The 24,445-nt window shown below is 35.9% G+C and carries 13 protein-coding genes; 4 read left to right on the top strand and 9 right to left on the bottom strand.

The genetic code is table 11. The features are described from left to right. Positions 1-139: 139 nt before the first annotated feature. A complete protein-coding gene (locus ILA26_RS06340; RefSeq protein ID WP_292895481.1) occupies positions 140-1,099 on the bottom strand; it encodes an alpha/beta hydrolase in 960 nt (319 codons plus the stop codon). Between the two features lie 94 nt (positions 1,100-1,193). Then, positions 1,194-1,736: a flavodoxin family protein gene (locus ILA26_RS06345; protein WP_292895483.1), complete on the bottom strand. Its 543-nt coding sequence runs from the start codon at positions 1,734-1,736 to the stop codon at positions 1,194-1,196. Between the two features lie 95 nt (positions 1,737-1,831). Between ILA26_RS06345 and ILA26_RS06350 the strand changes: the two genes are divergently transcribed. The 4 genes from ILA26_RS06350 (at position 1,832) to ILA26_RS06365 (ending at position 5,507) form a co-directional block, all read left to right on the top strand. Further along, positions 1,832-2,917: a glycosyltransferase family 2 protein gene (locus tag ILA26_RS06350; RefSeq protein ID WP_292895485.1), complete on the top strand. Its 1,086-nt coding sequence runs from the start codon at positions 1,832-1,834 to the stop codon at positions 2,915-2,917. Further along, on the top strand, positions 2,917-3,942 hold the full coding sequence (locus ILA26_RS06355) for a glycosyltransferase family 2 protein (protein ID WP_292895487.1): 1,026 nt from the start codon (positions 2,917-2,919) through the stop codon (positions 3,940-3,942). Before ILA26_RS06350 ends, ILA26_RS06355 begins: the two co-directional genes overlap by 1 nt. Beyond that, a complete protein-coding gene (locus tag ILA26_RS06360) occupies positions 3,939-4,646 on the top strand; it encodes a PD-(D/E)XK nuclease family protein (RefSeq protein ID WP_292895489.1) in 708 nt (235 codons plus the stop codon). Before ILA26_RS06355 ends, ILA26_RS06360 begins: the two co-directional genes overlap by 4 nt. An 81-nt stretch (positions 4,647-4,727) precedes the next feature. Next, positions 4,728-5,507, top strand: a complete 780-nt coding sequence (locus ILA26_RS06365; protein WP_292895491.1) for a class I SAM-dependent methyltransferase — start codon at positions 4,728-4,730, stop codon at positions 5,505-5,507. A 91-nt stretch (positions 5,508-5,598) separates the two neighbouring features. Here the strand turns inward: ILA26_RS06365 and ILA26_RS06370 are convergent, their stop codons facing one another. The 7 genes from ILA26_RS06370 to ILA26_RS06400 form a co-directional block, all read right to left on the bottom strand. After that, positions 5,599-6,294 (bottom strand): class I SAM-dependent methyltransferase, encoded by a 696-nt coding sequence (locus ILA26_RS06370; RefSeq protein ID WP_292895494.1) that lies wholly within the window; start codon positions 6,292-6,294, stop codon positions 5,599-5,601. Next, on the bottom strand, positions 6,294-6,776 hold the full coding sequence (locus ILA26_RS06375) for an isoprenylcysteine carboxylmethyltransferase family protein (protein WP_292895496.1): 483 nt from the start codon (positions 6,774-6,776) through the stop codon (positions 6,294-6,296). The genes ILA26_RS06370 and ILA26_RS06375 overlap by 1 nt, the downstream gene beginning before the upstream one ends. 77 nt (positions 6,777-6,853) lie before the next feature. Continuing rightward, a complete protein-coding gene (locus tag ILA26_RS06380) occupies positions 6,854-8,590 on the bottom strand; it encodes a Na+/H+ antiporter NhaC family protein (RefSeq protein WP_292895498.1) in 1,737 nt (578 codons plus the stop codon). Between the two features lie 237 nt (positions 8,591-8,827). Then, complete coding sequence (locus ILA26_RS06385; protein WP_292895500.1) at positions 8,828-10,252, bottom strand: GNAT family N-acetyltransferase; 1,425 nt, start codon at positions 10,250-10,252, stop codon at positions 8,828-8,830. 156 nt (positions 10,253-10,408) lie between these two features. Continuing rightward, positions 10,409-11,839: a radical SAM protein gene (locus ILA26_RS06390; RefSeq protein ID WP_292895502.1), complete on the bottom strand. Its 1,431-nt coding sequence runs from the start codon at positions 11,837-11,839 to the stop codon at positions 10,409-10,411. Between the two features lie 131 nt (positions 11,840-11,970). After that, positions 11,971-15,432, bottom strand: a complete 3,462-nt coding sequence (locus ILA26_RS06395; protein ID WP_292895504.1) for a C1 family peptidase — start codon at positions 15,430-15,432, stop codon at positions 11,971-11,973. A gap of 42 nt (positions 15,433-15,474) precedes the next feature. Beyond that, entirely contained in the window at positions 15,475-24,282 is an 8,808-nt protein-coding gene (locus ILA26_RS06400; protein ID WP_292895506.1) for a right-handed parallel beta-helix repeat-containing protein, read from the bottom strand. Positions 24,283-24,445: the final 163 nt, after the last annotated feature.

Consider the following 24,445-nt stretch of genomic DNA (forward strand, 5'->3'; position numbering starts at 1 on the left):
CCTCACTTATTTAAGTAATTTACTATTTTTTAATTGTTTATTTTGAAATTAAAGAAAAATTAGAACGAATTTTCATCGAAGTGAAATTTCAAGTGTAAAAAAATAAAATTTGAAAGAAGCCTATGAAATTTTACAGACTCTAAAATTCAGCAATCTTATCGAAAGGAATCACGTCTGTCTTGTAGTACAAGTCAGTGTGGACCGCATCAGGAACTATCACAAGTTCCTTGTTGTCTCCAGTCAATTTTTTGAACTCATCCTCTGTGAAATAGCGAGAATGAGCGTTTTCACCGTGAATCATAAGCACTGCAGAGCGGATTTCATCGGAATATGCAATAATAGGTTGGGAAATGAATGACATGCATCCAGTCACGTTCCATCCGTCGTTTGATCCAGGAGATCTTGGATGATAACCTAATTCCTTAATGTAAAAGTTATGATAGTCAACGACAAATTGAGGCAAGTCATCTGTCAATTCCTTAATAACTCCTCCTGCTCTTGCATACTCTCCGTTTTTATAGTCTTCGGTTCTTTGGTTGTTGAGTGCGACCTTCATCTCATATCTTGCATCTGCATTGTCATCTGCATCATAATATCCTTTTGCGTTGATACGTGTCATGTTGTACATTGTGGAGGTTACAGTTGCCTTGATACGGGTGTCAATGCTTGCTGCATTTAAGGCCATTCCTCCCCATCCGCACACACCGCAGATACCGATTCTTTCTGCATCGACATCGTCGTTTGTTGCCAAAAAGTCGACTGCAGCCTGGAAATCCTCTGTGTTGATGTCTGGTGATGCCATGAATCTTGGTTGTCCTCCACTTTCACCTGTAAATGAAGGGTCAAAAGCTATTGTTAAAAATCCCATTTCAGCCAATGTTTGTGCATACAATCCTGAAACTTGTTCCTTTACAGCTCCAAACGGACCACAACATGCAATTGCAGGCAATTTTCCTTCCACATCCAATGGCTTGTACAAGTCTGCAGCAAGAGTTATTCCGTATCTGTTTACAAATGTCACCTTTTCATGATGAACCTTGTCGGATTTTGGAAAAACCTTATCCCATTCTTCACATAAAACTAGTTTTTCGCACTTCATAATAAATCACTTGTTTAATTATTATGGAAACGATATTATATAAATGTTGTAATTATCAACAATTGATATTTTAAAAAAAATAGTGAAAATAGGTTTAGAATTTTAAACCTAATTCGTATGCTTCTTTCAATTTGTCCTCTTGCTCTTCAGCTACGATACCTGCAGGACCTGCTGAACCGGCATCTACATGACCAATCACTTCATATCCCATGAATGTGAATGGTGAGAATTTGGTGAGCTCGATGTATTGCTCGTAGGTTCCTTCAGGTTGGTTTTCAGTAAAAATCAATGCAGCTTTTCCAGATAAGCTCTTATCTGGGTTTTGACCGATTGCATAGAACCTGTCAATGATTGTTTTACCTTGAGCGGTCATTTGACCGTAGTAGATTGGGGTTGCAAATATAACGCCGTCAGCTTCAACCAAAGCGTCGATGATTTCATTACCATCGTCAGCCCTTACGCATTCAGGGTGTTCAGCACAGTACATGCATGCCTTACATGCTGCAATGTCACAGTTTTCAAGGAAGTATTTGACTACTTCTCCACCGTTTTCCTCAATTCCCTTAATCATTTCATCCATTAATACGTCACAGTTTCCACCTTTACGTGGACTTGCTTGAAGTGCTATAATTTTCATTCTTTTCTACTCTCCAATTAAATTAATTGCAATTAATAATATATACATTAAACATTAAAATAATTATTGTCGTAAGTCTTTAAAAAGGTGCATTTATGGTCGAAATTTCCGTTATCATTACATGTTACAATGTTGAAAAATATCTGAATGAATGCTTGGACAGCATCATCACTCAAAGCTTTAATGACATTGAGGTAATCTGTGTAGATGACGGTTCAACAGACAACACGCCAAACATTTTAAAGGAATATGAAAGACTTGATTCACGTGTGAAACTATTTTTCCAGGAAAATAAAGGAGTTGGAGCTGCAAAAAACAAAGGATTGAGCCATGCCTCTGGAAACTATATTTATTTTGCTGACAGCGACGATTATCTTGAGAAAAACGCATTGAGTGAAATGCATGGCATGGCAAAAGACAAAAACCTTGATTTGCTAATATTTAAACTGGTCAATTTCGATGAAAAGACAAATGAGATGGACCATGATTATTCAAACATGCCCTTTTTAAACAAAAACAGCATTTTGACCTACAATGACTTTAAGGATGATCTGTTCAGGGTTGATGTGACCGTTTATACCAAATTCTTTAAAAGAGAATTGATAGTGAATGTCCTATTTGATGAAAGCGTGATATTTGAGGACAACATTTTCTTCATCAATTACATCTTTGATGCAAAAAGAATTTATTTTTACGACAAATGCCTATACTATAAAAGAATCAGAGATGATTCCATCATTTCATCCTCCAATGAAAGGCATAGTGACATAATAATTGTATTCAATAAGATTGAAGCCCTATTGAAAGAGAAAGGATTGTACGATGAATTTAAGGAAAGCCTATTTGTCTCCAAAATCAACGGATGCCACTATCGCTACAGTCAAATAAACATTGAAAACAAGGAGTATTTTTTCAATGAAATGAAAAGGGATTTCGAATCTAAAAAGGGAGAATATGAAAAAGACATTGATTTCGAAAAGATTGATGAGTTCTCAAAAGCACTGTTTGAAAACATCACACGCTACGAGTCACCTGAGGCATTTGACCTGTCAATGGAAAAATATCATCTTGAAAATAAATTTAAAAAACTTAAAAAAGAAAATACACATTATAAAGATGAAATAGCCAGTCTGAAAAATGACAATGTTAAATCTAAACTAAAAAAATGGAGTCCGTTTTAATGGTTGAAATATCTGTTATCCTTCCGGTTTATAATATAGAAGATTATCTCAGCGAATGTCTTGAAAGCATTTCCAATCAGACATTTGAAGACATTGAAATAATCTGCATTGACGACGGCTCAACAGACAAATCCCTAGAAATACTGAAAGAACACTCCAATCGTGACTCCCGAATTAGAATAATCGAACAGGAAAATCAGGGTGCAGGAGCTGCACGAAACAAAGCATTGGAATATGCAGCAGGAAAGTATGTGTATTTCATAGATGGCGATGACTATCTTGAGTTGACTGCCCTTGAGGAATTACATGACCTGAGCATTCGAAAAGGCACTGACTTTATCATATTCCAGATTAGTAACTTCAATGACAAAACAAAAGAGATCATTGATGATGATTACTACAATATGCCATATCTGAAAGCGGCCGTTGGAGAAAATACCTTCTGTTATGAAGACATATCCAAGATTGCACTTGACCTTTGCGTTTGTCCACCAGGATGCTTTTTTAAAAGAGAGCTGATTAAAGACATAAGGTTTCCTGAAGGACTGCTATTTGAAGACAATGTATTTTTCACACATGCACTTTTTAAGGCTGAAAAAGTTTATTTCTATGATAAATTCTTATATAATCGACGCAAAAGAGAAGACTCAACTACAACCCCAATTACAGTGAAATCTCTTGACACAATAGAAATTTCCAATTTGCTGATTGATTTATGCGTCCGATTCAATCATGAAAAGCATAAAAAAGAGTTATATTACAGGATATTCAACAATATCTATAACATATTCAAGAATGCCGATTCATCCCAAAAAGAGGAGTTATTTGAAAAAATCAAGAAAGACTACCTTGAAAGCAAGGACAAATGGGAAAATGATGATTACTTTAAAGATAAATTAAATCCAAAATACAAACACATGTTTAAGTGTGCCATAAAATCCAAAAACGCAAACAAATTTGAGTCATGTGTTGAAAGCTACAATAAAGAAAGGAAAATTAAAAGACTAATGGACAAAATATTATGAAGCTATCAAAATCAAAAATTAATTCTTACTTGAAATGCCCAATGGAGTTTAAATTCCAGTATATAGATGAAATTGAATCAGAGCCGAACAAATACATGGCTTTGGGAAGTGACGTTCACCTAATAGCCGAAAAGTTTTCAGAAGAGTTCGGTGATGACTTAGACGATGTGGATATAGACAATGAGCTTGTCAGAATTGCCTATGAGTTGGATTTTGGCTATGACCTGACCAACCACATTGAAAATTTGGGGTCATTTTTCAGGGAGATGTTTATTGAAAATGACTATAAGCTTTACAGCCAGGAAGAGTATCTCATTGACGAGGAACATCGCTTTTCAGGCATCTGCGACATAATCCTTGAGGATGAAAACGGCGATTTGGTTGTTATTGACTACAAGACCGGAAACTCAAACTCTTTTTCTAAATATCGTCGTGAGCTATGCTACTACAAGCTGCTTGTTGAAAACGTTTATGAGAAAAACGTGTCAACTGTGGGAGTTTTCTTCACAAAAAATGGTCGTTTAAGGCTTCTTGATGTGTGTGATGAGGAAAACAAGCGTAAGTTTTTACACACAAGAGAAATTGATGAGGCAATTGACACTTTCTACAAAGTGAGAAATGAAGTCAATAAAGGTAATTTTGAAGCGAAACCACAATTTTTATGCAGATATTGCACTTATAAAAATATCTGTGAATACTACTAAAATTTAGGTATACCTAAAAATTTATATAGTATACCCTCCAACTATAAAATATATACCAAAAAATAATTAGGAGGAATACTTATGAATTTAGAAGGTGTAGAAAAAACAATGCTTTTGACATTATTTGCAAAGGCAAAACACTCCCAACAAAAAAATCACGTATTTTATGACTCAAAAGCTATTGAAGTAATTTCTAAAGTTGATTACGATTTCTCAATAGCCGAAAAGGACAAACTTATGCAGATGGGAACCATCGGAAGAACAATCGTATTAGACCGGATGGTAAGCGACTACATCAAAAGCCACCCGGAATGCACAATAGTCAACCTTGCTTCTGGCATGGACACCAGCTTCAACAGGCTTGACAACGGATTGATAAACTGGTACAATGTCGATTTGGAAAATTCAGTAAAATACAGGTTGAAATACATCGAAGATGACGAAAGGGTTAAAACATTGGCCTACTCCGCCATGGACCCTGACTGGGCAGATGAGATTAAGATAAGAAATGATGTCCTGATAATTCTTGAGGGAATCACCATGTATCTGAACCAGAATGATGTTGTCGACATACTAAACATTATCGATAGAAATTTCAACAGCTGCACAGTGTTTATGGAAATCATGCCCCCAGTATCAGTCAACAGCGTAAAAGAGGAATCTGTGGAAGACACTGATGCCAAATTCATTTGGGGCGTTGAAAAGGGCCATGAATTGACCAACCTTAACCCTAACTTCAAATGGATTAGGGACGTTAGCCTGTTTGAAGGAGTCAATGTCTACAGGCCATACCTAAGAATCATTACATGGCTTCCATATCTAAGAAAACAGATGGACTACATAGCTGTCCTTGAAAAATAATTGAATAATATAAAAAAAGTTAATTTTTAATGAAGAAGGCCGGAATTTAATGACCTTCTTCATCCTATTTTTAAAGTTTAATTAAGAAAATTCACTTCTCAGCAACAACCGTCATCCATTGGACGAACTTGTCCGAAAGTGACACATGATCATAATCATCCGAAATCCTTCGAGTTTGCCCTCCACTCTCTTTTACAACCTCTTCCTTATTTTTTCCATCCCTCAGATACACAGTGATTTTGGAATAATCGTTGTTTTTAAGAAATCCTTCAATTTCCTCATCATTATATACTATCATGTCAATGAATTTTTCAGATAGTTTCATAATCATGTTATCTGACCCGTTGGATTCCAATCCTATTAGAAATATACCTCCAGGCTTTAAAACTCTTTTCACTTCACCGAAGCATTTTTCAATGTTTGGCCAGAAATAGACTGTCTCGAATGCAGTGACTATGTCAAATGACTCATCATCAAAAGGAAGATCTTGAACATCACCCTTAACGACTTCCACCTTGCCGTCGTATATCTCTTGCATATTGACTTCGCGTGAAAGTTTAACGCTTTCTATACTGTAATCAACACCATAGACCTTTTTGGCCTTTTTACTCATCCTGTTGATATTTATTCCACCGCCACATCCGACATCAAGTATAACATCATCCGGCTTGATGTCCAAATGCTTCAATCCCCATAGTGACACTGGAGTGTGTTCCTTGTTCATTGATTTCAATTGCAGGTTTCCTAGTTTTCCTTTCGGTTTTCTCATGTTGTCAAAAAATCCCATTATTTCACCAGCTTCGGGAAGAATCGGTTGACTTCCTTTGAATAATTAATGTAATCCTCACCGTACAAATCGACCAGCCACTTTTCTTCAGTTCTTTTCAACATCATTGACAAAAATATCCAATAGATTATTGGCAGAAAAAACAGATGGACATTGTTTGATATCAAAATCAAACCGATTGAAATGTGCAGGAATGCCGCATAAATGGGATGCCTTACTAACCCGTATATTCCTGTTGTCATGAGTTTATTTTCCTTTATGTTGTCATCAATGTCTGATTTTACCGCGGAAATCCAAAAGAATATTCCATATATTACAATAAGGATTCCTAAAATTGTTAATAGCCAATTTAAAGATATTATTTCATATTTAGGAATAAACCCATAAAAAGTTAATATCAATCCGATTATTGCAGTGATTATTACAGGCGCCACCAGAAACGGTCCAACGCCATAAAGCGGCAAGTGAGTATCCTTTTCCATACTTAATGATTTATCAAAAATAGTATATAAATTTAGGTATGCCTAAATATTTTAAAAATTAAAAAAAATAATGAAGATTATGAGGAGGCTTCCTCAACTTCTTCAAAATCGACTTTTTCACCTAATATTCTAAGTCCTATGAACATTACAACAATACCTACAGGGATACAGATGAACCATGGGACTCCTAATCCTGCTGGGATGTATCCGATGAATATTGCTACACATGCAACAAATATAGCATAGTAGATTTGTGTTTGAACGTGATCAATGTGGTTACAACTTGTACCCATGGATGAGAGAATGGTTGTATCTGAAATTGGAGAACAGTGGTCTCCGAAAATAGCTCCAGTCAATACACCACTTGTACAAACGATTGTAAAGTTCATGTCACCAGTACTTACTGCCCAAGCTAAAGGAATAGCCAATGGCATCAAGATACTCATGGTACCGTATGCAGTACCTGTCGCAAATGAAATCAAAGCACCTAAAACAAAGATTAAAGCTGGAACAATCCATGCAGGGATAGTGCTACTTAAAACACCTACCAAATAGTCAGCAGTACCTACTTCACCGATAACTCCACCTAAGGACCAAGCGAGAAGTAAGATTACACCGGTAATAACAATGGTTTTCATACCTCCAATCCATTCAGATATTGCATCTTCAATGGTTAAGATTTGTTCACCGACTGCCATTACTATTGCTACAATGGAAGCAAGGAGCGCTGCTTGGAACAATGCTACAGAAGCATCGGATTGAGATAATGCCTGGAAGATACCGTCAAATGACAATGGGGAAGTTTTCATTAAAGTGATTAATGCTTGATCTTCTCCACCTAAGATAGTAGTGTATCCACTCCAGTAGAATGCAATTAATGCACCAATAATCAATGTTCCAATAGGAATGATAGCATTCCAAACGGATAATTTGATTCCTTCAACAGGTTGAACTTCATCAAAACCTGGTGCTGATGGAACAATGATTTCTTCATCTTCTTTTCTAGCACGTGCTGCTTGTTCTGCTTTTTTCATTGGACCAAATTCGTATAATGTAAGTGCAGAAATTACAATGAATATTAAGATAAATATATTGTAGAATCTGTATGGAATGGTTTGTAAGAAAATACCGAATCCAGTTACATTGGTTACGCCGACTGATTGGAAACCAGCCGCAATCAAACTGATTTCTAATCCAATCCAAGTTGAAATGATTGCAATTCCCGCTACAGGAGCTGCAGTTGCGTCTACTACAAACGCTAATTTTTCTCTAGATACTTTAAGTTTGTCCATAACTGGTCTCATGATAGGACCAACAATCAAGGAGTTTGCATAATCGTCGAAAAATACACATAATCCTAAAACCCAAGTAAATAATTGAGCCTTTCTTGGAGTGTCTGCTCTTTTAGCGAATGCATCCGCAAGAGCTTTTGCTCCACCCATTTTTGTTACTAATTGGATAATACCTCCAATGAGTAAACATTGAAGAATAATACCTGCATTCCAAGGGTCAGCCATACAGGAGATGACTTGAGCACCTAAGTTCAAGAATGCATTGATAATAGTGGAAATAATGTTTAAATCATTTGCACATAACATGAATTCCCCAACAAAAACACCGATAAATAATGACAATATAGTCTCTTTTGTTATGAATGCTAAAGCGATAGCAACAAGAGGAGGTAATAAAGTCAAGATACCGAATCTTACGGAATTATCAGCGTCTGCTGGTGTTGTTGAAATCCATAATGATAAAACAAAAAGGAGTATAATTGAAACAGCTGCAATTAAACCTAATCTCATTTTTTCATTCATTTATTATCAACCCATATTTCCTATACATATTAAATTTTCATTATAAGTCAGAAAAACTTATCATGTACACATTAATATTGATTTTAATAATATAAAAAGATTATAATTTAATTTTGAGTTCAAATATTAACTATTTTCAAAAAATAAGATGAAAAAATGAACATGTGTTAAAAAAACACTCCAAAAAATTTAATTTTAGAAAAAAATATAAAAAAAATAATTAAAATTGAACTAATGTTAATTATTCTCAATATTCTGCATTATTTCTAAAATAAACTCATCATCATCAAATTGTTTTAAGTAATTTAGACAAATCTCAATTGGATTTAAATCAGCATGCTCATAAAAATAATTTTCAAAATCAGTATAGTCCACAATGTCCATATGATACTTTTCCCAAAAGTTCAGAGGATGGTTGTCTAGGAATTCATGACCCTCATCTGTGATATCATTGTCAACAAAGTAATTGTTTTTCATCAAAAACACATTCAAAGTTTTCCAATTGACATTGTAATTATTCTCTATGGTATATATTGAATATTCCAATTCAATCTTTTCTTCAATGAGCTTTAAGAACTTATAAGCAACGAATCGAATATCCTCCTCAAATTCACTTTTATGTGTATTGAGTGAATTAAACAAGTACTCTTCCATCTTGTTTGGATCATATTCCAAATTAATGCCACAGAAATGACAGAACCTGTCATGGTCATCGATTGGCATATTGCAATACGGGCATGTCTCTTCATGGGAAGTTATTGAAGGCAATGGATTTTCATTAAAAAGATATGCAAGACGAATCATCAATGACTCATTTAATATCATTCCCGCCCCATATTCCTCTTTAATTTGCTGCTTTATCTCCAAGGCCTTGCTATGGGTAACATGAGCGTCATCAATGAGGGACTCGATGTATACTGAAAAATTATCATCATCTCCAATGACCTCTTCCAGAGTGTAGTTTTTGATTGGAAGATTTTCCTCAAGCTTCAAAACGGAATTCATTATCTCAACATCATTATCACCAAAAAATTCAATGATGCCATCAATATACTCACCGTCAATTTCCTTCAAGCATCCATAATGCATTATATCATAGTTCAAGGGGGCACTGTATGCAATATGCTTTTTGTTCGCATCTAGAATATGGATGCTGCTGCATACGCTCAAGTCATAAAAATGTGTTGAAAGCTCCTCATTGTCATAATCTGTGTTTGAAAGAACGTGATCGCCCGGAACAACAAATTCCAATGCACTTGCAACAATATCATCATTGATCTTTGAAGCGAAACCATACTTTATCAGCAATTCAACAACAAGACGTGTAGGTTCCATGATGCTTGGCTTGTTGTGCTCCTCCATAGTCTTTAGGATTTCAGATAAGAAAAGTCCATTTCCACGATATTCCGGCAAAACGTAGATATTGTTTAAAGCAGCGGTGATGAATTCCCTTGAAAAATCATATGTGCAGAAACCAACCACCTTATTATCAAAAACAAGTTCCTTAAATAGATTGCATTCATGATATTTTAAGATGAATTCCTCTTTTTTAATGGAATCACAGATATATGGATAATGATTCTGCAAAATTTCAACGACATCAATAGAATTTTCGCTCAGGAAAACCCTTTGAGCATTGGTGTCTTTTTCAATAATATTCATACAACTCCTAGTTAAATCAGTTAATTTCAATTAAACTTATTTAAGAATTGATGATATATAAATTATTCGGTTAAAAATTTTGTTTTAACTAAAAAATAAGCAAATATTTAGTTATTGCTAAAAATAAGAATAAAATTTAGTTATTACTAAATTTAATTATTTTCCCTTGTTCACATTGGTCTTGTTATAGTCAGTATTTCCGTTGGTCTGTTTGGAAATTATTTGCCTTGCAACACCAAAAATAGTCTTTAAAAGAACCAAACCATCTGTGGAAACCTGTCTTATAAGATAACCAGGCCTTAAATAGAATTTAAGAAAAGCATTCTTCTGAATGCTTCTGAGTTCAGAGCTTGTGCAGTCTATGGTTTCGAGAACAGGATTGAGAAGGGTGTACTTGGACCAATCCTTGATATTGATCAGATTTTTCTTGAATGTCTCATTGTAAAAGCGAGTGCCCGGATAAGGGGTTGCCAAACTGTACAACGCATAGCTTGGATTTAACTTCTTAACAAATGCAATGGTCTGGTTCATGCTTTCACGAGTGTCTTCAGGCATGCCTATCACACAGGATGCTATTGTTCTTATTCCGACCTTGCGTGCTAGCTTGAATGCGTTTTCGGTCTTTGAAACTGTGATGTTCTTGTTCATCTTCTCAAGCATTTGTTGGTCTGCGCTTTCAACACCAATGAAAATTGTAATACATCCCGCATCCTTCATGGTTTGAAGCAAATCCTCATCCAATGTGTCCACACGGGAAGTGCATCCCCACCAGAACTTAAGGTTCCTTCTTTTGATTTCAGCACAAAAGTCATATACAAACCTTTTATTCAGTGTAAAAGTGTCATCCATGAATGCAATCGTATCGATGTTTTCTTCAGTAAGGCGCAATTGCACCTCATCAACAACGTTTTGATAGGATCTTCTTCTGAGCTTATGGCCATGAAGAGCAGCTGATGAGCAAAATGAACACTGCATAGGGCATCCTCTGGTCGTAATGATTGTTGCGACATTAGTTGTGATGTTTAAAATCCTATATTTTTCCATAGGGAACAGATGAAATGCCGGGAAAGGAAGCTCATCCAAATCCTCAATGACTGGTCTGTCGGGAGTCAATACCAAAGAACCGTCATTTTCATCATGAAAAGCCAATCCTTGAACATTCCTTAAATCACCATCATCATCAATTGTCTGGACAAGTTCAAGGAATGTGTATTCTCCTTCTCCTCTAACAACAACATCAACGCTTGGTTCCGCCAAGACGCTTTCAAATTCAAAAGTTGGATGGTAACCTCCCAACACCACAACGGTGTCAGGTTTAACCTGCTTGATCTTATCGGCAGAGTCAAGTGCAACTCCAATTGTAGGAGTCAATGCACTTATGGAGACAATATCAGGATTTCTTTTTAGGATTTCCTCTCCAATCTCATCATAGGTCAATTCCAATGCTGAAGCGTCCAAAACGTCAACATCAATGCCATGCTGTTCTAGAACTGCAGCCATATAACCTATCCCCAAGGACGGTGCTACAACACCTAAGAATTTATATTTTGAATTTGTTTGTGGAGGATTTAAGAATGTCACTTTCATTATATCATCACAAAATTGTAATTATAGTATAAAATTAACACTTTAATATAATATAAAAGTTTTGAAAATAACTTGAATTTTTGTACAATAAGCATTTAAAAATTAAAAAAAAATGGAAATAAAATATATCTTTATTTCCTTACAGTGATTTTATTTGAGATTTTAATTTTGCCATAACTTGTTTTAATTGTATACTTGCCTGATTTTAGCTTTTTAACCTTAATCTTTGCAATTCCCTTTTTATTTGTTTTTGCGGAATATTTCTTGTTTTTGATTTTGAATTTTATCTTTTTGCCCTTCAAAGGAATTCCTTTAGAGTTAACAAGCTTTGCAGTGAACTTTAAGGTCTTGCCCTTTTTGATTGATTTGTTCTTAGCGGTCAATGTAGGCTTAACCTGTATCTTGTTGGACACTTTAAAGCCTTTGTAGCTGACAGTGACAGCATAAGTTTTAGCTGCAAGTTTATTCAATTTAACGCTTGCAAAACCGTTATTGTCTGTTTTTGCAGAATATGGTTTTCCGCCAATGATAATTTTTATCAATTGCCCCTTGACAGCATCTCCGTAATCGCCATGAACCCTGACCTTATAGACATTGTTTGCTCCATAGTACATGACAACATTCTTATTGTCTGATAAGCGTGGAACAATCTCAATATTTTTAGAAAAGCTTTCATTATCAGTAGGATTGATGACTTTTATGACATATTTACCAACATTCAAAACAATATTGAACGCCATCGCACCATCTTTTCCGCTGTTTAATTTATATTGCTTGTTGTTTACATCAACTATCACGGTTTTTCCTGCAATAGGATTGCCGAATTGATCAGTCAAGACAATTCCGTATTTTGAATTGTATGTGTAAACACCGTTTTCAGGCAATTTAACATCCAACAAGATTTCAAGCACATGGCTCCCGTGGGAAGAGTTATAGTTTTTGCCTTGATAATCCACATTGATGTCATAGATTCCGTCAACCAAAGAGAATGGCACTTCAACCTTGCCTTCATTTAATTTTAATGTTTGGGAGACATTGTTGAAACTAACGCAAACTTTCCCATTTTTAACTGGATTATTGAATTGGTCAACAACAATTATTTCAATGCTTGAATTGTTGACGCTGATTTTGGTGGTTGTATTGTAATCTGCCAATACTGTGAATGCCTTTATGCATGCAACCTGAGACTTGTATGTATGTAGTGCATATGTCTTTTGCAAATAGAACAAGTCCTGCCAGGACTCTCCGTCATAGCTCACATAGGATATTTCAGGGAAGTATATTGCCTTATTGAGTAATTGAATTTCAGAAATTGGAACGCTTGATAGCTTATCGCTTGTGGTGTTGAATACAATCTCGAAGATGTCACCAACATACAAAGGCACAATGTCATCCAAATGGAAAGTGTAATATCCTGCATTTGAGATTCCGCTTTTTGTTGTTTTTAAAACACCATTCACATAAACTGAAAATGTCCAGTTGGTCAATTTTTCAAAGTATGTTGAAACCCCTGACAATATCTCGTTGTCGGTTGCTGTGAACTTGTTCTTGTACCACACTTGGGTTCTGTCGTCATGCAGGTAATCGGTTTTTCCTGCAATGTCATATTGATAATTCTTATCGTATTTTACAGTCTCATTCAACACAAATGTGTAAGCTATTCCTTCAACGCCAGGCTTTGCAAAGGATTCATCATAATAGGAAACGTAGAAATATCCATTGTCTCCCCAATTAGGCCCCCAGCTGTTCTTGACGATCCATGCACCGTCACCTGCAGCATAGCTTCCAAAGTAGAAGTTCTCTCTTGAGTAAGTGTCGTTCCATCCGACAATTGTCACCGCATGGTTTGATGGGTACAATGCCCAAGTGAAATAGTCCTTTCCATTGTTAAGGTAGTAAGTGTCAAAGTAAATGGAAGTTCCAACAGCACCGTATTTCATTATTGCAGTTTTTATTGCATCATTGTCTGTATAATTATCCCTTTTCAAGAGCAAAATATTTTGAATGTGCAATATGCTGTTTAAAATAGGGGATAAAACTGACTTGTCATCAAACATGTCTGAGGACTCATTGACTGGACCCATCCAGCTTGCAAAATATCCGAAAGGCATTGAATCATACCCTCCTTCATTGGTATTCATTTTCCAACCGTAATCAGAATACAATGCAATGAGGTTTTTCATGTTTTCTTCTGACAGGTCAAACTCCTTACCTGTTGCTTTTTTAAGGCAGGACTCTAAAACCGCCATTGCAGTAAATGCCCAACAATTTCCACTGGATTGCTGATCTTTCACCACTGTTCCATATCCATTTTCAACAAGGTTGTAATAGCTTGGAATATCAGTGATTTCCACATCTTCCATAATATAATTTGTATAATTTCCATTTCCAATATTGGTGTTCAGGTCTGAGGTATCCAAATAATCGTTATTCAGTGGGGCTTTATTATTCCTGTATGTATTTCCAGTTAAGGACATGTGCAGGTTGTTTAAAATGGAAAATATTGCTCCTGCCTGAACATTTGCATTATTGCTTTCAAATATGTTGGATATAAGCAATAAGTCTGAAGAGTTATCGATATACAATGCTCCACCATTTCTAGCGGAATTGTTATTGTAATTTCCATATGTGGAATAGAACTTGCCGTACATATGATAAACAGCTCCACCATCCCATTTTGCGGAATTATTGAAAGCATTAATACGATTTAATCTCACATCCCCATTAAGAGTTGTAATAGCTCCCCCAAATGTTGAGGAACAGTTTATAAAATCACAGTTATTTATTGTGAGAGGAGAGGATTTTATATATATTGCACCTCCCGCATCTTCAATGGAATAATCCTTAATAAATCTTGATTTTGAAATTGTTACATTCAACATGTTTTCACAGGCGATAGCACCTCCATAGTTATATGCATAGTTATTGATAAAATCAGAATCAGTTACGCTCAAATAACCTGCACCCATGTAAATCGCACCGCCATAAACGGCATATCCTTCGTTGAATGTACAATTTATGATAGTTACCTTGGAATTGGTGTTTTCATCGGACGTATATATTGCACCACCATAATTGTTTCCGTAACTATCTGCCTTACTGCCATAACCGCAATTAAAAATGACGTTTGTAGCGTCAAGGCTTCCATAATTAGTTATTGACATGTCTGTCAATGTTACATTAGTTAATGATAAGAATGAATTTACCTTAAATCCAACACCATCGTATTTAAGAATGGTTTTTGTAGGGTTGGATCCGATAATGTTAACTTTTTCGATTGATTTTGAATCATCCAATGCATATTCACCATCAGATAAATAAATATTACAATTTCCCTTAATTCTATCTGCAGTTAAATATTTATATGGATTTTGAGAAGATCCATCACCATCATCGTTTTCAAGTGATGAGTTAAAGTAATAGTCGTTGTTCGCAGCCAAAATATCTTCATCACCTATAGAAATTGTCGCTTGATAATCTTCAATTTCAATTATATCACTTGTCTGGTTATCTGCCGCATAACTTGACGGAACAAGAAATATCACAAGCAATACAGCAATCAACAATATTTCATGATATTTAACCAATTTCATTCCTCCAAAAAAAATAAAAAAAGAAATAGAGATTAAAAATCCCTATTTTTTAACTTTTAAAGTCTTTTTCACTTTGTCTTTTCCGTAGATGACTTTATATTTGTATTTTTTACCTGCTTTGAGTTTTTTAAGAACATTCTTTTTAACTTTAAACTTAGCAACACCTTTCTTGTTGGTTTTTGCTTTAAGTTTTTTACTTTTAATTTTAAGAATGACCTTTTTACCAGCAATTGGCTTTTTAGCAGATGTTTTTAAAGTCACTTTAACCTTAAGTTTCTTAGCTGATTTTTTAACTTTCAATTTTTTAGCTTTAATAACATTTTTAACAGTTACCTTATACTTTTGTGAAACCTTGTTGTAGGTTACAGTAACAGCATATGCTTTAGGTTTAACTGCTAAATTGAAAGTAGCATAACCGTTCTTATCGGTTTTTGCTTTTAATGTTTTTCCAGCTATCTTAAGAGTTACAACCTTACCGGCACCTACGGATTTTCCGTCTTGAGTTACACGTACCTTGTATCCGAAACCATAGTCAACTTTTGCATTGTTTTTAGCGGTGATTTTGATCACAGGCTTTTTAGCAGGAGTAGTGTTTTCAGATTTTTCATAAGCAGCAGTGTTGCCTTCTGTAACAACATTGGAGTTGATGTTTTTAATACTTTTATCCGCAGTTGTTCCATTAGCAGTCAATCCATTGTTTTTAATAGTTGCATTGGTATTTATAGCCGCAATAGTGGATTTTCCAGTAGTTACAACATTATTGTTTGTAATCTCAGCACTACCTTCACTGACGATTATTCCTGTGGTATTCTCATCCACACCACTTTGAGGTGATACAATATCTCCAACATCCTTACCATTTGCAGTGATGTTGTTTGAATCAATCACAGCATCAGTTTGGTGAGTTACAACACCATAAACATGGTTTCCTTCAGCATCTATTGTGTTTCCAGCAATTAATGTCTTGTTTTCTTCAACATATACGCCATATACAGTATCGGATTCACCTTTGATGTGGTTGTTGGTGAGGTTCACTTCACCGTCATTTTCCCAGTCATCAAGGTATACTGGATATGTGACATCTTTTGCTTTTGCGGAAATGTTGTTGTTGTCCACAACAGCAGTTGATTCTCCGCCAACTTGAAGACCAGCAGCATAATGATCATCGGAATTGGATTTGATGTCGTTTCCGGAAATTGTGATGTTTTCACAATCATTGGTAACTAATCCGTATGCATGTTTATGACCGTTCAATTCAATTGCATTGTTTGTGATTCTTGAATCGTCGCTGTTGTCAAAGTGTACTGCATAGATGGTGTCATCATAACCTGTTGCATCATTATAGTTGACAGTTATGTCATTCTTATTGAATGATACGTTGTCGCTGTTTTCAATGTGAACTCCTTGGGAGTTGTATTCTATAGTTGGGAAAGCGGAATAATCAATGTCTACAGATGGAATGTTTGCATTTAATACGTTGTCTTCAACAACAAGATTGTCTGAGTCAACTGCATTGATAGCGATTGTTTTAACGTTGCCGTCTGATTTAGCTGAGTAGTTGATGTTGTTGTTAATGATTTTTACATCATCCGCAACGTCTACAGAAATCGCATAGCTTTGAACGTTGTCTGGAGCATTGTATGTGATGTTGTTGTTTGAAAGAACAACGTTGTCTCCACCTACATAAACTGCAGCACCGTCGGTTTCAGCAAAGTTTTTATCCAATACGATAGCCACATTGGATAATTCAATATTGTCTCCATTGAGTTTGAATGAAGCGTTGTTGAATACTGCGCCGTCACCTGTCAATTTGATTTCATCATTAATTGTGATTACACCAAGGTTGTCGAAGGTTCCTTTAAATATGATTTCATCAAATGGAACATCCTCTTTTAAAACTCCGTTTTCATCAAAGAAATTATGGAAGTTTTCAGGTGTAACTATATTGTTTATTCCAGATACTGTTAAGGTCTTGTTTTCCTCACTGTTTGCAAATTGAGCGGTTTCATCAATATATTTAGCGGTTATATTGTATTTACCAGGCTCTTTGGTTATGAATACTTTATCTTTAGCAACGCCATCAATGACATCCATTGTTTTAACAAGTTCACTGTCGAAGTATAACTCAACAATACCCTTGTTGACAACTGTTCCGTCAGCTGATGTTACTGTTACGGTATATTCGATCTCATCACCTTTTGAAGCAGTGACATCTTCAATAGAGATAGTTGTATCCACAGTATTTGCAAATAAAACTTCTTCAACGCCACCAACATTAGCGGAAATGAACTTGATGCCTGTTGCATCTAAATCGTAAGTGAATTCACCATCAGTTAACACACCTTCAATATCTCCCTTGTTTGTGGAGATGGTGACTGGCATGGACACTTTGATTGGTGAGTCCAATTTGGTCACGGTTTCACCGTCAGTGTAGCTGTCGATTGTAACAGTCAATTTAACAGTGTTTCCGTCCTTGATTTCAGTGTCGTTGGTTATTGTTAAGACAGCCCAATTGTTCATGGTAGGCTTGTAATTGCTGTTACCTCCAATGAATTCTTTTGGATCATCATTGGTTCCCCACCAATTCTTATTGGCAGTCATTGAAGGGGAAGTTTGTTCTGTTTTATATCCGTAAACTGCAATGCCGTTTTCATCTGCATTGTTGATGAACACTGATTTTTCAACATTGACTGTAGTAGCTCTTGCGTATATTGCTCCACCGTTTGCATCAGCAGTGTTGTTTTCAAATAATGTATCTGAAATGGTTAATTTACCTTTTCTTTCATAGTTTGATGTTCCAGCCATGTAAATAGCTCCACCACCGGTGCCTTCTTTACCGTTAGCATGGTTTGCAATGAATTCAGAGTTTGTGATTTTCATTTCAGCTTCGGAGTGTGAAACGAATATGGCTCCTCCGCTTGAAGTGGTCAATGCCTTATTGTCCTTGAAGGTAGTGTTGTCAATGGTCATTCCTGCAATTTGTTGAGCGAAAATAGCTCCACCACCATTGTTGTCGTTACCATTAGCAATGTTGTTTTCAATTACAGAATTTTCAATGACAATTGTTGCTCCTTTAGCAAGACTATTTCCAGAGTAAATTGCTCCACCAAGTTTAGCAGTGTTGTTTGCAATAGTTGAGTTAATTACTGTTAAATAACCTACATTGTAAATTGCTCCACCATTAAATTCACCAGCTGTGGAATTAGCTAATGTACAGTTAATTAAGGTTAAATAGTTTGAGTTTCCTAATAATGCACCACTTTCATCAGCTTTGAAACCGTTAATCATGATTAGGTTTTTAAGAACAACTTTTGCATCTTCACCGACATAAAGGATTCTGTTGCTGTTATCCGCATCGATTACAACTTTTCCTTCACCGGTAATGTTTAAGTCTTTGGAAATGATTCCCAAATCACCGGTTTTATAGGTGCCTTCTGAAAGAACGATTTGACCTTTTTTAGCGATTTCAATTGCATGTGCCAATGTTTTTACAGGATTTTCCATAGATCCATCGTTTGCATCGTCACCTTCAGGAGATACATAGATTACATCTGGAATTTCACTGATGAGCAAGGTGAATTGAGGAACGCCAGCTAATGAAACAAGGATTTCTTTATCAGCTTCATCTACAGTGTATTTGAATGTGATTTCTTTACCTTTGCTTAAAACAACCTCATTTAATTTACCTGAGTCTGAAGTGAATCCTACTTCCACACCGTCAGGAATTTCACTTGAGAATACTGCAGTGATTGTAATTTCATCACCTGCAACTGCATCTTTAGGTTCAACAGTCACATCCAAGGTAATTTTACTGTCTTCACTAATGTCAACGTTAGCTTTTGTATTATTACCCCAGTAGTTGTTGTCAGCAGTAATGACAGTGGTTGCCTTATCCTTTTTGTCTATTGCATAACTGTCGTCACCTTCTTTGTTGATGATGACTGAATTTGCAATGTCAAATGTTCCCTGATCGGTATTTACATAAATTGCAGAACCTGTATCACCAGCTGTGTTGTTTACGAATACACAGTTGTCAATGCTCATTGTTGATTTTGTATCATCAATAGTCTGATAAATTGCTCCACCTTGACCTTTAGCATATGAACCACTGATAGCCTGGTTGTTGGTGAATGTGGAATCCTTGATTGTTGTTGGAGTTCTTCCAGCAAATATCGCTCCACCTTGACCTTGTAAAGCAGTATTGTTGTCAAATGTACAGTTATTTATTTCCAAAGTTCCAGTAGTTGAAGAGGTAGCTCTGGTGGCGTATATTGCTCCACCGATTTTAGCCTTGTTATTTCTGAATACAGTGTTTTCAACTACAGTGTCTGCAGAAGTTGAATAAATAATACCATATGTAGTTGCTAAGGAAGTCATGTCATTTCCAATGAATTCAGAATTATTAATTAATAATTCGGTTCCAGATTGTGAACCAATAACTCCTCTTGAAGCAACATTTTCAGAGAAGTCACAGTTATCGATTACCATTGTTCCTTTTTTATTGTTAATAAGGTTACCTCCAGAAGTAGAGGTAGCTTTGTTTGAATAGAAACTACAATTGGTAATGATAGTATTTCCGTCATCTGAAAGTACTGAAGCAACACTTGATTTTGCATTTGTAAATACAATATTGGTTAAATTAAGGTTTGCAGTGTTTTCGATAATTCTTAATTCATTACCATTAATAACTACAGTTCCTTGACCAGAAATATCTAAATCTTTATTAACAACCAATGTTTCAGTAATTACATAATTACCATTCAATATTACAATTTTGCCTTTCTCAGCAATTTCCATAGCATGTTTAATGGTAGCTACAGGCGCATCTCTAGATCCAATGTTGTTGTCATCACCGGACATGGATACATAAATTACTTCCAATACTATAGGCTCTTTCACATTTAAAGCAGTTGTATTTACAGCATCAGAAGATGTGATTGTTACATTGTTTACTCCACCATCGGTAGCTGTGAATACAAATTTAGCAACGTTATTTTCGGTTGTTGCTTTATCTTTGTTCAATTCACCGTAAACTGCACTAGCTTCTACATCAACTTCAGGAATTGAATCTGCCAATGCTTGTTTGTTTACATCATGGGTAAAGTCTACAGTAAATTCTACTTTATCTCCAACATCTAAATCACCAGTTATATTGTTTGATACAGTCATTACAACCCAATTTGATGAGTCAACTTCAGCACAGTCCATATCATCACCCCAATCATCTTCATAGCTTCCAACGCCATTCAATGATTTAGGATTATCATTGGTTCCCCACCAGTTGTATTGAGCGTTGACAACATTGTCTTCACCGTCATTGTAAATGAGGTATTTAGTACCGTTGGTGAGTAATACACAGTAGTTTACAAAAAGTTTGTTTCCGTTGTAAATTGCATCACCATGATATCCGCTGCTGGTTACTGTGTTGTTGATGAATACTGATTTGGTTACAGTCGCATCTCCACGGAAACCTACATAGATAGCACCACCATCTCTTAACGCTTGGTTGTTAATGAATTTGGATTCAGTAACTGTCAATTTGGAACTTGCACGAATAGCTCCACCGTAAGAAACAGTGTTTGTGTTGTTGATGAATTCGGAACCTTTTACATCAATGATTGTATCTGATGCGCCAATCAATATACCTTGTCTTGCAATATTGTTGATGAATTTTGAGTTTTCAACAATCAAATTGCCTTTACCTGATGAAATGTATAAGATTCCATAATCAGATGTAGAGTCTGTTACGGTATTGTTTTCAAATGTGGAATCTGTAATTGTAATGTCATAGTTGCCGGAACTTTTTATAACATCTCCACAAGTGTTATTTGCAAATTTGGATTTGCTTACGGTCAATTTACCGTTGTTTGTGATGAGGTTTCCGGAAGTTGGATTGTTGATTACATTAACATTTTCCAAAATCAATTCTTTTGCGTAGCTGTAAATTACACTACCATAATTTGCATTTCCACCAGTCAATGTTAAATTAGCTAATGACAATTTAGCCACGTTAGCGGAATATGCAACATTGAATAATTTGCCTTGTCCTTCAGCATTGAGTACAACATCCCCAACACCAGTAATGGTTAAATCCTTGGTAACTTCATAATTTGCACCGGTGTAGGTACCTGCATTTACGATTATTTCTCCTGACCCTCCATTGATGGATGCAAGTTCAATAGCTTTTGCAATGCTTGAAACAGGAGCTTCTTCAGAACCGTTATTGTTGTCGTTACCTTCGGTTGATACGTAGATAACTCCGTAGTAAGGTTCAACGCCTTTTGCCAATATTATATCGACAGTTGCATCTCCGGAAGTTGCAGTGATTAGAGCAGTGCTGTCACTTGATGTGAATATGACATTTTGTGACATGCCTTTTTTAACGACAACTTCATCTTGTGAGAAAGTACCGTTTTGGGAAGTTAATTTTACGGTGTATGAATCGATTGGGATTTCTCCACCAGTCAATTCCTGAACTTCTCCTGAAGTTGTGTTTACATGATTAAAGTCAATGGTTAATTTAACTTCATCTCCAGGAAGCACTTCGGTTGCATTTGCTTCAACATTCATGATTACCCAAGAGTCCACAGTGATGTTTTTACCGGTTACCTTGTCAGCAGGGTCGTTTACTCCCCACCAGTTGTTGTTTGCAATAACAACACCTTGACCGTAAACTGCATCGTAACCTGTAGCGGTACGGGTTTCAATGGACAATTCATTAATCAATGAGGAGTATGAAATGTCAATCATGTTCATGTCCGCATAGATTGCAGGCAATACTTGGCCGTTTCCGTTGTTGTTCTCAATAATTGAATTGGTTATTGTCAATTTTGTAACAGAACCAGATACAGGAGTTGTACTTATAGCCACCCCTTTTGCTCCAGCAGTGTTGTTTGAAATTATACAGTTGTCTATGGTTGCTGTTGCATTATAAAGATAGATTGCACCAGGTGCATTTGCAGCGGTGTTGTTTACAAATGTTGAATCAACAATATTTACGTTTGCAGCTCTTAAATATAATGCGGCACCATTATTTGCCTTATTGTTTTCGAAATTGGATCCACTGATATCCACAGTCAAACCGTCTGCTTGGGAAGATGTTGCGATTGTGATTGCTCCCCATGATCCGCTGTCGATATTGTAGAAGTTTGAATTTTTAACAGTCAATTTACCTTTGACAGTTGCACCGTAGATAGCTCCACCCCTAGATGTGGAGTTGATGTCTGCAAAGGTACAGTTGTCAATCAATACAGCGATGACCTCATTTGAACCGAGGTTAATTGCTCCGCCGTATTTAGGTTTGTTGTTGGTAAACTTGATGTTAGTGAAGCTTGCCTCACCACCATCCATCACAAAGATGCTAGTTGTGCTGGCCTGACCGTCAATTTCAACATTGCCTTCACCAGTGATTGTAATAGGTTTGGTGTTGTTGAGTGCAATGTTGCTTTCTAGATATTTACCTTCCTTGATTACCAAAAAGCCAGATCCGGCATTTGCAAGCTCCATACCTTTAGCAATAGTTAAAACAGGACTGTCTTCAGAACCGTTATTTTCATCATTACCCTCTTTTGAAACGTAAATTGTTCCTTCAGGATATGTAGGTTCAGGGCCGTCGTTCAATCCAGGAATTGTCACATCGATTACTTCACCGGTGTTCAATTCATAAGCGCCGTTGTTTTCCACAATCCATGTGGAAGCGGTTACACCATCAGGCAATGCATTGCTACCCCAGTAGTTTGCATCCAAAGTGTATGAACCTGAAGATAGATGATTAACTCCCAATTTGACAGTGTTATTCTGGATGTTATTGTAATTCAAATTGAAAGATGAAGTTGCAGAATTAGATGCTACAATATAATTCGGTTCGGAATTGTTAGCAATCATGCTTGTCTCTATAGTTACGGTTTTACCACCTGTATTAATGAAGAATAAAGCATTATAAGCCAAAGATTCACTAAGTTGATTATTTATAATTTTTGAATTTTTTATTTCAGTGTTTCCTTTAGCTGTAATAAGTGCTCTTCCTTTACCGTTTCCCTGGAAATTACTAATAGTTACATTATCCAATATTGTAGTTCCTGCAGATTTCTCGATGTATATTGCACCCAATATATAAGATGCAGTGCTTGCATCGGATATTCCAGAATTGTCAATTATGGAATTCTTCAATACGTATTCAGTTTCTCCACTACCTCCAAAGTCAATTGCACTGGAATATGAACCAGTTGATGATTTTGTGCCTAAAAACTTACATTGGTCGACAACCACGTTTCCAGATGTAAAGATACGCAATGCACCATATCTTGAAGCACAATTGTCAAAGACACAATTGGTTATATTGACATTGTCATTTCCTCCAATGAATATAGGAACCCTAGCACCAGTCATTGAAATGTCTTTAAAAATCAAATTGTTGAAAACCAATGAACAGGAACCAGATCCGGTTGTGTAAAACAAGTCATTATCGCCGGAGGTAATGATTACCCCATCAGCGCTTTCACCGGTAAAAGTCAATTGCTTTGTACCGATGTCAATCTTTTTGGTTTCTTTATATTCACCATTCTTTATAAAAATAGTTTCCCCACCGCTGGCGGCGCCAACAGCATCGGAAATTGTTTGATAATCTCCACTACCTCCTGCATCCACAGTGATAGTGTCTCCCGCAGCACTTAACTTGTCCTGACTATCCGAGATGCTGAGGTCCTCATTGACCACTTCGTCAATATCTCCCCCAGAATCTGTTGTAGTTAAGTTTCCGTTAAGTGGTTCAGCTGCGCTTGCGGTTCCAATGATGCATAGCATCACCAAGACCAAAAGCACACTAATTAAAAGACTTTTACTTATCTTCATTCAACCACGTCGTTAAATTTATTTATCATAAAGTTAATTAAAATTTAAATTGTTTCAACTTTACAGTAATATTTATAATAATAAATAGTATATAAAATTTAAAATTTATTTGAATAAAAATAAAATATATTTAAATTACATTTGATAAAAAAATAAAATAAAA

Origin of the sequence: Methanobrevibacter sp., assembly GCF_017940815.1 — an archaeon.
Lineage (GTDB): Archaea > Methanobacteriota > Methanobacteria > Methanobacteriales > Methanobacteriaceae > Methanocatella.